Raw genomic sequence first — 13111 nt, forward strand, 5'->3', positions numbered from 1 at the left:
TAAAAGGGTGTTGCAGCGAGTTGCGGGCGGGAGGGTGGGGCGGCTCAGCCGATGATGCCGAGGAGATCGTCCTCGCGGACGATCGTGAATTTCTTGCCGTCGAGCTTCACCTCGGCGCCGGCGTATTTGGCGGCGAGCACGATGTCGCCGACCTTCACCTCGAACGGCGTGACCTTGCCGTCCTTGTCCTTGCGCCCCGTGCCGAGCGCGATGACCTTGGCCTCCTGCGGCTTTTCCTTCGCGCTGTCCGGAATGATGACGCCGCCCCGGATTTGCTCCTTGTCCTCCTGGTACTGGATGAGAATGCGATCGCCGACAGGGTGGATTTTGGGAAGAGCCATAGGAGGAGCGGGACGAGGTGGATCTTCGCGGCCGGGCTCCAAAGCGGAGGCGGTGTAGGAGCGAGTATCACCCACTGACACCAACCGTGTTCTCGGCTGGTCGGGTCATCTTAAACGCGACCGTCGACTAACGCGAAGTATATCGTGCCGCCGCGCAATCGAGTCGGGCAATCGGTTCGCGGGCGACGGCGTTGAGTGGATTATGCGCGGTCACGAGAAGTGCTCGCTGCGCGGATTCGCGGCGCGCACCGAAATCTGCCGCGTTGCGTCCTGCCACCCGTGCTTTTCAGTCACGTGTCCGCCACCGCCCGTCGCTGCTTCCCTCCGCCATGACGATTCCCCTGCGTCTGCTCCGCTGTCTGTTCTGCTGCGCGATCGTCGCGGTCCTGCCAGCGGCGGAAACTGATCCGCGCCCCGCGCTCTCGCTTCGCGCGGCGGACGGTGCGTTGGTTTATCTCCCGGATGCGGCGGGCAACCAGGTCGTTGATTTTTCGCACGCGGGCTACGGTGGCGGCGGCGAGGCGATTCCGTTCGTGCCCGCGGCGGTGGTCGTCGCGCCGAGCGGTCGTGACGATCACGGGGTGATCCAAGCTGCAATCGATCGCGTGGCGGCCATCCCGGCGGGGCCGGACGGCTTTCGCGGCGCCGTCGTGCTCCGGCGCGGCCGTTATGCGTTGGCCGGAACGCTGCGCCTCCACACCAGCGGCGTGGTGTTGCGCGGGTCGGGTGAGGGGGAGAACGGCACCGTGCTCGTCTCGGCTGCGGCTTCGCGGCGCACGCTGATTGAGATCGGCGGACGTGGCGCGCGGACGGAAGTCGCAGGATCGCGCACGGCCGTCGCGGATGCGTTTGTTCCGGTCGGTGCCCGCACGCTGCGCGTCGCCGATCCCGCGGGCCTCGCGCCCGGAGTGCGCGTGATCGTCCGGCGTCCGGCGACGGCCGCGTGGATTGCCGCGATCGGGATGAACACGATGCCGGGCTGGCGCAGCGAGAACCGGATTCAATGGGCGCCGAACTCCCGTGATCTCACGTGGGATCGCACGGTGACCGGAGTGAACGGTGACGAGATTACGTTGGACGCACCGCTGACCACGGCACTGGACCGGACAATCGGAGGCGGCTCGGTGGCGCGCTACGAGTTTCCCGGGCGCATCGCGCGCGTAGGCGTCGAACAGCTGCGGTGCGTCTCAGCGTACGATCCCGCCTTCCCCAAGGACGAGGAGCACGCCTGGGTGGCGGTGAGTCTCGACCAGGTCGAGCACGCCTGGGTGCGGCAGGTGACGGCCCTGCACTTCGTGGGCAGCGTGGTGAACGCGCAGGCCGATTCGATCGCGGTGACGATTGAGGACTGCACGGCGCTTGATCCTGTGTCGGAGCTTGGCGGATACAGGCGGCGCGTCTTCGTCGTCGGCGGGCAACTCACGCTGGTGCAGCGCTGCGTGAGCGAGCGCGGCCTGCGCGATTTCACGACCGGGTTCGCCGCGCCCGGCCCCAATGTCTTTCTGCACTGCACCGCGCGAGAAGCGCTGGGACCGAGCGGACCGGTGGAGAGCTGGGCGTCGGGCGTGCTGTACGACAACGTGATCATTCGCGGCGACGCGCTGCGCTTCCTCAACCGCGGCATGGCGGGCCAGGGTGCCGGCTGGACGACGGCGAACTCCGTGCTGTGGAACTGCGAAGCGACGGAGCTGCAGGTGCAGAGCCCGCCGGGTGCCTTGAACCAGGCGTACGGTTGCAAGGGCCTCATCGTCGATGACGCCGTCGCGTACGATCCGCGCTGGATGCCATTCCGCGATTACGTCCGGGGCGGGGCCGTGCCACCGGCGAGTCTTTATCTTGCGCAACTCGCCGCGCGCAAAGGATCCGCGGCGATCGCGCGGCTGGCGCGGACGTCACTGTCCACGGCGACGGGCGCGGCGCCGCTGCTGGCGGCCGCGGACATTCCGGCGCTCGAACAGCCCAAACCCGGCGCGCCGCTCCGGATCGAGGGCGCGCGTTTCATGATCGGTGGCGAACGCGCCTGGACCGGGACGACCGGGTACTCGTGGTATCTCGGGCAGATGCCGCGGCCGCTGGCGCGCGGGTTCGGACCGGCGATCACGCGCTTTGCCCCGGGTGAAACTGGCCCCGGCGCGACCGACATCCTCGAGGACGTGGTGGCGCGGCTGCCGGCGGGCGGCGTCTTCAACCAACACTACGGGCTCTGGTACGATCGTCGCCGGATCAACCACAACTTCTACGGCTCGCCTGAACTCAGCGCGGACGACGTGACGCCGCCGTTCATGGAAATGCCGTGGGCGCGCAGCGGCGTGGGGCGCGACTGGAACGGGCTGAGCAAGTACGATCTCACGCGCTTCAATCCGTGGTATTTTTCGCGCCTCAAGGAGTTCGCGGATCTCTGCGACCGGCACGGCCGGATCCTGCAGCACAGCTTCTATTTTCAACACGCCCTGCAGGAGACGCGGGCGCACTACGTCGATTTTCCATGGCGGCCGGTGAACTGTATCCAGGCGACGGACATGCCCGACGAGAACCCCGCCGGCAGTGCGTTCTACGACATTTCCCATCCCGTGCGTCGCGATCTCCACCGCCGCTACATCCGGCACTGCCTCGACGTATTGAAGGCCAACGCGAACGTCGTCCACGCGATCGATCGCGAGTATTCCGGCCCGCTGGCGTTCGTGCAGTTCTGGCTGGATACGATTGCGGAATGGGAGCGGGAGAACGGGAAGAAAGTCTTCATCGCCCTCGAGGTGCCGAAGGCGGTCATGGATGCGATTCTCGACGACCCCGTCCGTGGCCGGCAGATCACTGCGATCGATTTTCACCATTGGTTCTATCGCCCCGACGGCTCGCTGTTCGCCATCGAGGGCGGAATCAACCAGGCGCCGCGTGAGCAGAATGTCGGCATCCTGCCTGCGGCCGACGTGGCGGCGCTGCAGGCCCGCGTGAATTATCCGGGCAACATCGTGAACGCGCCTGAATTCCAGCGGCTCGCGCAGACGGTGCGCGCGGGCACGCCGGCGTTGCGCTACCGGGCGGTGCGCGAGTATCGGGATGCGTATCCGGATTTGGTCATACAGCGGCGCAACGACGAGTTTCCTGCGCTGACCGCGGCGATCGAGCGGGCGATTCCCCGAGAGGCGCGCGCCCGCACCCGGCCGGCCGCGCTCGTGCGGAACGAACCCGCAACGGCCTGGTGCATGGCGGCGCGCGGCGAGGCGTACCTCGTCTATACCATGGCGGGCGCGGCGGTGACGCTGGATATGTCGCAGGAGACCGGACGCTTCGCGCTGGCGTGGCTCGATGCCGCGGCGGGCGGGTTGCGACCGACGCCGGAACTCGTGACGGCCGGCGCCCCGGTCACGCTTACGCCGCCGGTGGCGGAGGCGAAGCAGCCGTGGGTGGCGTGGCTCGTGCGCCGATGAACGCATTCCCACCATGAAATCCCTGATTCGCTTTGCGACCGGCGCCGCACTGTCATCTATTGCTACAGGCCCTCACCCCAAAGAGCTGAGGCCGCTTCTCCCCATGAAACTCCTGCCTTTCCTGTCCGTGCTGGCATCCGCGATCTCCGTCGCGGTCGCGGCCCCGGCTCCCCACGTAACGCTGAAAAAGCTCGATGACCGCGTGCGCGTCGAGGTCGGCGGCCAGCTCTTCACCGAGTATGTATTCAAGGGAGCCTCACGGCCCTACTGTTATCCGATCCTCGCGGCGGACGGCACCTCGCTGGTGCGCGATTTCCCGATGAAGGAGACCGCAGGCGAGGAGACCGATCACAAGCACCACCGCGCGCTGATGTTTGCGCATAGCAATGTGAACGCGGTTGATTTCTGGAACGAGGGCACGTCCGGCACGAAATTTCCCAAGGGCGACACCGTGCACGATGGCTTCGTCGAAACCACCAGCGGTGCGGTCGGGGTCTTGCGCGTGCGCAACCGCTGGGTGGCGCCGGACGGCCGGCTCATGGCCACGGATGAAACGACGCTGCGTTTTCGCGGCGAGGGTGACGCCCGGATGCTGGACTACGACGTGACGATCCAAGCGCGCCCGGATGCGCCGCTCGTGATGGGCGACAACAAGGATGGCACGATGGCCATCCGCATCGCGCAATGGATGACGATGCCGCATAAATACCTGAAGCAGGACGTGCCGGGCGCGGGTCACATCGTCACAGCGCGGGGCGATCGCGACGCCGCCGCGTGGGGCACGCGCGCCGAGTGGTGTGACTATTTCGCCGCGCGCAACGGCAAGACCTACGGCATCGCGATCTTCGATCATCCGCAGAATGTGCGGCACCCGACCTGGTGGATGGCGCGCGACTACGGCCTGTTTGCCGCGAATCCGTTTGGACAAAAAGATTTCGAGGTCGCGGCCAAACATCCGCCGGGGAAGGGCGACTACACGATTCCCGCGGGCGGCACGCTCACGCTGCGCTACCGGTTCTATTTTCACAGCGGAGACGAGAAGGCAGCGAACGTGGCCGGGCGCTACGCCGATTACGCGGCGGGGCGCTGAGCGGCGAGTGATCGGTCGGCTGGGACCGCGACCGCCCCCGGTCGCATTATTCCGAATACACATTGGGCCAGAGCTGAATTCAGCCGGAGGCGACCGGGGGCGGTCGCGGTCCCAGGGGCCATCCGCCGCAGCTACTTCGCCGCAGGCGGGCGGGCCAGCGCGGCGTCCAGTTCGGCTGCGGTGGGAAAGCGATCGAAGCGGCGCGTGATGGGTTTTCCACCGAGGTGCCGGTCGGCGAAGTCGAGCAGCGCGGACCAGTCGTCGGCGTTGAAGGTGTGTCCGTGCGGCGCGTAGTTCACGCCGAGACGGTGCGTGGCGTCGAAGAGCGCATACGCGGGCTTCGCGCCGAGGATCGACTGCCGCACCGCTTCCGGGAGCGAGATCGTGTCGGCGTCGCCCTCGAGCGCGATGAACGCCCGCGGCGCGCAGGCGGCGAGGAACCAATGCTGATCGAAGGGAAGTTTTTCCCGCTGGCCGCGAAAGGCGTGGAGGTGCGGCGAAAACCAATTCGGGTACTTCGTCACCATCACATCAAGCGTTTCGCTGCGGCGCGGGCCGGCGAAGCGAAACGCCCCGACGCCGCCACCGCCCGTGACGACCGGCGCGCCGAGCGCGATGCGATCGTCGAAGGCCGCGGCGACCATGGCCGATTTTCCGGTGCGCGACGCGCCGGTGATGATGATCCGCGCGCGATCGATGGCGGGATCGGTGACCAGATAATCCACGATGCGCGAGACGCCCCACGCCCAGCTGCGCAGCAGGCCCCAGTCGTAGCCGGGATACGCGGGAAAGAAGCGCGTCGTGCGAAACGCCCAGCTGCCGTCGACGTTGCGCAACGTCGTGTCCTCGCCGCAGTCGTTGTTGTTGAAAACCACATACGCGTAACCACGCGCGAGGGCGGCGTTCGTCGCCGCCAGGCGTTCCGGATCGACCGGTCCGCCGCGGCCGCCGCCCTTGGTCGGTGCCGGCGCGGCGGGCGCAAGCTTCGGATCGCCTCCGACCGCGGCGTTGCTGGCTGACGCAACGCTGGGCTCGCCGCCACCCACGACGTACAGCACGTTGACGCCGCGACCCTGGGTCGGACCGTTCGGCAAACGCGGCAACGGCGTGGCCCCCGGCGGCGTGCCGGTCGGAGCAATCACGACGGGAAACGGCCCGGGGCCGGCCGGCGTGAAGATGCCCACGTCGAAGCTGAGTTTCTCCCCGGGGCCGAAGGTGAGGTGCACGAGCCGGTACGTGAACTTGCCGTCGGCGAGCAACTGCTCCTTCACGACGCGGCCCCGGACGTTGCCGGGCGCGGCGGGCGCCTGGCCGACCGCATAGTATTCGAGCGTGCGCAGGATTTCGGTCCGACGCGCGGGCCATTCGGATCGGGCGGTCACGCGCGTGCCGTCGTTGCGCACGAGGACATCCGGCATCTCCCGCCGCTCGGGCAGCGCACCCGGGCCGGGCAGGTTGGCCAGCGGCGTCGCGATGGGTGGGATTGGAATTTCCTTCGGGTCGTTCGATTGCGCCGCGACGTTGAGTGCGAGCGCTCCGATCAGGGCGATGACGGAGCGGAATGCAAAGCGGGTCGAAGCGATGATCATGGGGTGAACGCGGGGTGCGCCGCAACGTACGAACGATCCGAGTCAGGGTGGAGGACCGTTTCGGCGGACAGTCTTCCGCACAGGTGGCGGCGTCGGCGACGGCAAAGCTCTGCCTGGCGAACGAATACTGCGTGCACGGGAAGCGATGGCGAAGCGAGGGGGCGTGGACCGCGTTTTGTTTCCCCGGTATTCGGCAAAACAGGCTTTCTTTAGCCGGCACGCTGCGTAAGGTGACTTTCTCTCCAGCGACATCATGAGCGGCTCACGGCTGCGTTTGATTGCGCGTCTCCCCTTTTCTATGAAATCGCCGTCCCTCCCGTCCGAACCCGTCCACGAGGAGTTCTCGCTCCCGCTGTTCGCGTTCACCGTCGCCGCCACGCTGGCGGGATTGTTTCTGCTGCTGCGACTGATCGCACCGGCAGTCTGGGAGGTCCAGCTGATCGCGCCCGCCTGGCAGTACGCGGCAGTGTTTGCGTCTGTGAGCATGATGGCGTGCTTCTTCGAATTCTTCTTCCATCGCTACCTGCTGCACATGCCGGTGATTCCCGGGCTGCAACGCCTCTACCGGCAGCACACGCTGCATCACGCGCTGACGCGGATTGGGCGCCGGCCGATGCAGGACGGACGCCAGGTGATGGTGGTGGAGAATGTGTTCCCCATCACGCAGCCCGAACAGGGTGAGGGATCGTTTTTCCCGTGGTATTCGCTGGCCGTGTTCTCGGTGGTGCTGACGCCGGTGTTTGCGCTCCTGCAGTGGCTCATGCCCAATTATCCGTGGTTCGTGGGCGGCTTCCTCGCCATGACCTCGTCGATCACGCTTTATGAGGTGTGGCACGCCATCAACCACTGGGATTTCGCGAAGTGGGAGCCGTTGATTTCCCACCGCACGTTCGGCTGGTTCTGGCGTCCCGTGTACAGCTTTCACCTGCGCCATCATGCCGTCATTGCGTGCAACGAGTCCGTATCCGGATTCTTCGGACTGCCCGTCGCCGACTGGGTTTTCGGCACCTGCCTGATGCCGAAAACGATTTATGCCGACGGCGAGGAATGGAAGGCGGAGAACTTCACCGCGCCGCGGCCGCGTCGGTTCATTCGCTGGCTCGACACCGTCGCCACGGACATCGTGACCGCCCGGCGCGCGCAGAGTCGCGAGGACGAGTCCTCCCCGCTTCCCGAGCGGACGTACACGCGCGGCGAGGAAATCGCCAACTGGCTCACCCACGGCATCGGCGCGGTGCTGAGCGTCGTGGCGCTCACGCTGCTGATTGTGTTTGCGAGTGCCGCCGGCGATGCCTGGCACGTCGTGAGTTTCACCGTGTTCGGGCTCACGCTGCTGGTGCTCTACACCGTTTCCACGCTGTATCATCTCTCGCGTTCCGAACGCCGACGCTGGCTCTTCCGCCGGTTGGATCACGCGGCGGTCTTCCTGCTCATCGCGGGGACCTACACGCCCTTCCTGCTGACGAATCTGCGCGGGCCTTGGGGTTGGACATTGTTCGGCGTCGTGTGGGGTCTCTGCGTGGCGGGCGCGACCTTCAAATTCTTTTTCGCCGGTCGCTTCCAGATCGCGTCCACGGTGGCGTACCTGTTTGCCGGCTGGCTCATCGTGGTGGCGATCAAGCCACTCGCAATGGCGGTCCCGGCCCCGGCCATCTGGCTGCTCATCGGCGGCGGTCTCTTCTACAGTGCCGGCGTGGTGTTTTACCTCTGGAAACGCCTGCGTTACCACCACGCGTTCTGGCACGGTTTCGTGATGAGCGGCAGCACCTGCCACGTGCTGGCCGTGTTGCTTTTCCTGACCCCGCAGACGACCTGATACTTCTGAGGCCGTTCGGTCTTGGCCATCCGGGCGATTGAGCAGGGGCAGCGCGCGCTCGGAGCAATGTGAGAACGAACGTAGCCGGTAGCTGATGTAGGCGGGGTGAGGACACCCGCCTTCAGCGGCCACGTTCAGCTGAGACTGCGCGTGCGAGTGCTGATACCAGCAGCCCGTAATAGCTGGATTTTTGGCGTGGTCGCCTGGTTATGCGCTCGCGCCCCGGATAATACCAATCGCTCTTTGCCTTTGGACTTTAGCCGTGGCTACGAGCGCCGAGCGTCGTTCAGGGCGCTTCGTAGATCTCGATCAGCCCAGCGCCGGCGGCTGCATCTGCGCTCGTGAGTTGCGCCGTGTAGAGTCCGGGCGCGAGATGCAGGAGCAATGCGGCATCGGCGCTCCCCGTTGCGAATGGAAACGCCCGCGCCTCGGCTGCCGCGCTGCCAATGGCGACAGCGTCGGCCGAGGTCGACCAGCTGCTGTTGACGGCCACGAGCGTGTTGCCGCGATAAACGGAGATCACCGGCCGGGCGAGCGCGCCGCCAAGGCCGAAGCCGGCGAGCCCGGGACCGACGCCGCGGGCGAGGACGCGTTTCGGCTGATCGCCGGAGACAAAGAAGCCGGCGATCAGGGCGTTGGCGCCCGCGCCCGCCGCAGCCCGCGTCGAGAGATTCACGAGGCGCTGGCCGGCGCTGCCACCGGTGAGATCGTAGACCTCGACGAGCACGCTGCCCGAGGTCGCGCCGCTGGCGCTGCCCGCCACCGCGGTGTACGTGCCCGGTGCGAGCGTGATCTGAATGGCCGAGTCGGCGACGGCGGCACGGAGCGGAAACGCGCCCGACCCCGCGGCCCCGCGCGCGATGTCGCCCGCGTTGTTGGCCGTCGACCAGCCGGTGTTGCTCGCGAGCAGCGCGCTGCCGCGGAAGAGCTCGAGCCGCGGATTCGGGAGCGCACCGGTGACGGCAAACGTATCCGCCAAGGTGGGACCGACGGCCCGGACGAGCACGGTCGTCGGGTCGTCGCCCGTCACCACGAAGCCGGCGATGGCCGGCGTCGTCGGCGTGACCTGTGCCCGTGTGGAAAACTGGCGGAAGCGCAGCGCGTCGGCCGCGTTGTCGTTGCTGCCGGAGGTGGTGAAAGCGGCGCCGGTCGCAGGCGCAATTGTGGCGCTCGCGGACGCGCCACCGGCAGCGATCGTGGCTGTGACCGTCGCGCCGCCGGCCGTGCGGATGTTCACCGCGCCACTTGCGTTTACCGTGCCGGAGCCCGCGTCGAAGACGGTTCCGTTTTGCGTCAGGACAAACACCTGCCCGCTGCTGCCAACGATGAAGGTGGCGGTGGCGCTGCCGCCGGTGACGCCCGTGGCGTAGTAACCCGCCAGCGCAGCGGTGTTGGCGCTTCCGTCCGAGCGGGCGCCGTTGAACGTGACGCCGCCCCATGCACCCGTGACCGTGCCCTTGCTGCGGTCCACTGTGCCTTCGGCGAGGACCTGCACGGCGCTGCCGCCGGGAGTTTGCGGAGAGAATTGAATCCGCTCGTTCACGGTGAGCGTCACGTTCCGGGCCACCAGCAGGTTGGCACCGCTCTGTGCGAGGAAGACGCCCGTGCCATTGTCGCGCAGGAGGAGCGCAAACGTGCCGGTCGCGCTGCCGCCGAGCGTGCCGAAATACGTGCCTGCCGTGGGAGCGCGTTCGACGGTGAGCACGGTTCCGGTGCTCGTCACGGTGGCGCCGGAATTCGTGGCGGTGACCGTGTACGTGCCGGCGACGGCCGACTGCGCGTTGGGCAGCAGCAGCGTGGCGTTGGTCGCGCCCGGCAGCAGGGTGCCGTTGCGGTACCACTGCAGCGTCGGTGCGGGCGCGCCGTTGGCGGTGACGGTCAGCCGGGCGACCGATCCGGCGCGGACAAATTGAACCGGGGGTGGCGTTTCGATCGTGGCGGCGATTTCCGGGACCCAGCCGGCGAGCACCCGGGCGGGATCGCGCCAGAGGGCGGCTTCGGCCTCGGTGAGCTGGCGGGAATCGCGGATCCGGCGGCTCACGTCGAGCGTGGCACCCGTGAGGTCGGTGCTCTTGTGCTCCCAGTATTGCAGGTTCGGCGCGCTCGTCGCGTTGTCGAGCCGCCATCCCTCAGGCGCGACATGCGATCCCATCGCGCAGTTGATATAGATGCACTGGCTGAACGGAAAATTACCGGGGTTCGGATCGATGCGGCCGAGGAAGACATTCGTCACGCCCTCCGCGCTGGTGAGCCGGCAGTCGACGTACACGTTGCCGAAGGTCGTGGCCGTATTGCGAATCTGGGTATAGAAGCCGGTGCGCACCGCCTTCAGCTCGCAGCGCTGGAAATAGCACGCGCCGTTGCCCCACATGAAGTCGACGTCGCCCTCGATGTAGCTGTCGGTGACGAACAGCCGGCCGTTCCAGAGCAGCGTGTCCTGGAGGCTGAGCAGGTTGACGCGGTTGACGATACACCGCTGGCCGTTGCCGCGCAGCGCCTCGGCCTGCGAGCCGCCGGCGGGCGTCGTGTTGCGCAGCGTGATCGTCTCGAGCGTGAAGTCGTTGGCGTCGCACGAGAACATCGCGCGGTTGTTGCCGGTGAGCGTGTTGAAGTTGGCGTTGTTGGGATACGCGATGACGGTGCCGGCGCGATCCTCGCCGCGGACGGTGATGAACGGTTTGGCTGAGCCGATGTAGTTGATTTCATTGTACAGCCCGCGCTTCACCGTGATGACCACGCGCTGGGTGTTGTTGAGCGGGACGAAGTCGATGGCGCCCTGCACGGTGGAGAAGTCGCCGCTGCCGTCCGCGGCCACGGTCACGGCGGTCGCGTTCGCGGCGGGGCCGGCGGCCTTCGTGGTGAAACGCCAGGCGGCGGGATCGCTGAGGCCGGTGAAGGACGCGCCGGGGCCGTCGCGCACGACACCCTGCTCGACGGTGACGTAGTACGTTTGCCCATACGCCAGCACGCCGGCGCGCGGATAAAGGGTAGCGGTGTTGCCGGTCGCGATCACGGGCAGGAAGATAAACGGCGTCGTCTGCGTGCCGATGAGGCGGGTCTGCGGCGAGACGCCCAGATCGAGCGTGTCGACCACGGCACCGTCCGACGCGCGGTGGATCCGGACGCGTCCGGTCGAGCCGGCGACCGCCGTCCGGTCGAACGTGATCCGCAGCGGGGTGTCGATGTTCACGCCGGTGGCGCCGTTGCCCGGGAACGTCGCCGTCGCCACCATCGTCGACGGCACGGCCAGCACGGCCGGCGCACTCGAAACGGCGCCGACGGCGTTGACGATGCGTACGGTGTAGGTGCCGGTGTCGGCCAGCGTGACGCCGGTGATCGTGAGCGAGGCGTTGGTGGCGCCCGCGAGATTCGCACCGTTGCGCTGCCACTGGTAGGTCGGAGCTGGGTTGCCGGTGGCGGCCACCGTGAACGTGGCGCTCTGGCCGGTGGCGACCGTCGCGTTGACCGGCTGCGTGGTGATGACGGGCGCAGTGTTGACGGTGAGGGTGGCCGCGTTGCTCGTGACCGTGGCCGCGCTGTTGCTGACGACCACGGTGTAGTCGCCGGCGTCGGCCGCGGTCACGTTGGCCAGCGCGAGCGTGTTCGTGGTCGCTCCCGCGAGCGCGCTGCCGCCCTTGCGCCATTGGTAGCTGACGGGCGCGCTGCCGAACGCGGCGACGGAGAACGTCGCGCCCTGGCCGGCGGCCACGGTGAGCGCCACCGGCTGCGTGGTGATCGTGGCGGGGACCGTGGCGGTCGTGACGGTGAGTCGGGCGGCCGGACTCGTGATCGTGCCGTAGGGATTCGTGACGACCACGGTGTACGCACCGGCGTCGGCCGACTGCGCGCTGGCCAGCGCAAGCGTCTCCGTCGTCGCGCCCGCGATGGCCGTGCCATCCCTGCGCCATTGGTAGCTAAGCGGCGCGGTGCCCGTGGCGGCGACGGTGAAAGCGCCGGCCTGGCCCGGATTGACGATGAGATCCTGCGGGGCCGTGCCGATGCCGGGCGGATTGATCGGCGTCAGTCCAGCGACCGAATCGATGGTGAGTGTGACGGGCGCCGTCGTGGTGTTGAGAAACATGAACCCGACTTCATTGAAGACCGTCGCGGCGGGAGGAGTGTCCGGATTGGTGAACGCCGTCTGGCTGATGCCGTCGCCGAGAATCACGACGCCGGCGTTGGCGGTGTTGGCGCTGGTCGTGCCGAGGGAAACGCCATTGGCGCTGCGCACGAGCCGCAGGGTGAGCGAGTAGGTGGCGCCGTCGGACAACGCGCCGACGGTCTGGACCGCGCTGCCGGTCCCGAGAGTGTTGAACGACGTGCCGGTGGGATTGAGCAGGCTGGCGGAGGGGCCGTTGCCATTGCGGCGGCGCAGCTCGAGCAAACTTCCGGTGCTGCGGCCGTTCAGCCAGGTGAAGTAGCCGGCGTCGTCGACGAACGTCGTGCCCGGCGTGGTGCCGGCGTGGTTGAAGAGTCCGAAGCCGATGGCGCGCGTGCCGCCGCCGATGCCCGAGAGCCCGCCGCTGGCCTTGAACGTGATCGTCACGGCCGCGGTGGCCGCCGTTGGGGCGGTGAAATCAATGGGGACGAAGTTCGTGGCGACGAGCGTCGCGCGCTGACCGGCGGGAATGACCACCGTGGCTTTCCCCTCGCTGCCCGCGGCGAGCCGCGTCGACGCGGTTTCGTCAAAGACCGACCACTCGAGCTGGGCGTGAAGCGGCAGGAGGGAAAACAGCAGGGCGGCGAGGACGGTGCGCGCCAGCCGGGCGCACCGCGGGGTGAAGGCGAGGGGACTCATGGGGGTGCTGCGCGGCCGGTCCGGCACAACGACCAACGAAGGTGGGAAG

Annotated in this window: 6 protein-coding genes and 1 pseudogene; 4 read left to right on the top strand and 3 right to left on the bottom strand. The window is 67.6% G+C overall.

Annotated features, from left to right (window positions below):
• Window positions 1–44: 44 nt before the first annotated feature.
• On the bottom strand, window positions 45–341 hold the full coding sequence (locus tag ACLJEU_RS05405; protein WP_414660584.1) for a co-chaperone GroES: 297 nt from the start codon (window positions 339–341) through the stop codon (window positions 45–47).
• A 329-nt stretch (window positions 342–670) separates the two neighbouring features.
• Here ACLJEU_RS05405 and ACLJEU_RS05410 point away from each other — a divergent pair, with 329 nt between their 5' ends.
• The gene (locus tag ACLJEU_RS05410) at window positions 671–3769 is read left to right on the top strand and encodes a DUF6298 domain-containing protein (protein ID WP_414660583.1); all 3099 of its coding nucleotides are present in this window, start codon (window positions 671–673) and stop codon (window positions 3767–3769) included.
• Window positions 3770–3872: 103 nt separating this feature from the next.
• Window positions 3873–4859 (top strand): DUF6807 domain-containing protein, encoded by a 987-nt coding sequence (locus ACLJEU_RS05415; protein ID WP_414660582.1) that lies wholly within the window; start codon window positions 3873–3875, stop codon window positions 4857–4859.
• Window positions 4860–4990: 131 nt separating this feature from the next.
• Here ACLJEU_RS05415 and ACLJEU_RS05420 read toward each other — a convergent pair whose 3' ends face one another.
• Window positions 4991–6448, bottom strand: a complete 1458-nt coding sequence (locus ACLJEU_RS05420) for an alpha/beta hydrolase family protein (RefSeq protein WP_414660581.1) — start codon at window positions 6446–6448, stop codon at window positions 4991–4993.
• Between the two features lie 298 nt (window positions 6449–6746).
• Between ACLJEU_RS05420 and ACLJEU_RS05425 the strand changes: the two are divergent.
• Window positions 6747–7574: pseudogene (locus ACLJEU_RS05425) on the top strand (TrhA extension/companion domain-containing protein); the annotation flags it as partial.
• The gene (gene trhA / locus ACLJEU_RS05430) at window positions 7572–8264 is read left to right on the top strand and encodes a PAQR family membrane homeostasis protein TrhA (protein WP_414661066.1); all 693 of its coding nucleotides are present in this window, start codon (window positions 7572–7574) and stop codon (window positions 8262–8264) included. The pseudogene ACLJEU_RS05425 and the gene trhA, both read left to right, overlap by 3 nt.
• A gap of 286 nt (window positions 8265–8550) precedes the next feature.
• On the opposite strand, the gene ACLJEU_RS05435 is transcribed toward trhA, so the two are convergent.
• Window positions 8551–13062 carry a pectinesterase family protein gene (locus ACLJEU_RS05435; RefSeq protein WP_414660580.1) on the bottom strand — a complete coding sequence of 1504 codons (4512 nt, stop codon included), beginning with the start codon at window positions 13060–13062 and terminating at the stop codon, window positions 8551–8553.
• Between the last annotated feature and the right edge of the window lie 49 nt (window positions 13063–13111).

It is taken from the genome of Terrisphaera buseokensis, from assembly GCF_047521145.2.
In the GTDB taxonomy this organism is placed as follows: Bacteria; Verrucomicrobiota; Verrucomicrobiia; order Opitutales; family Opitutaceae; genus ER46.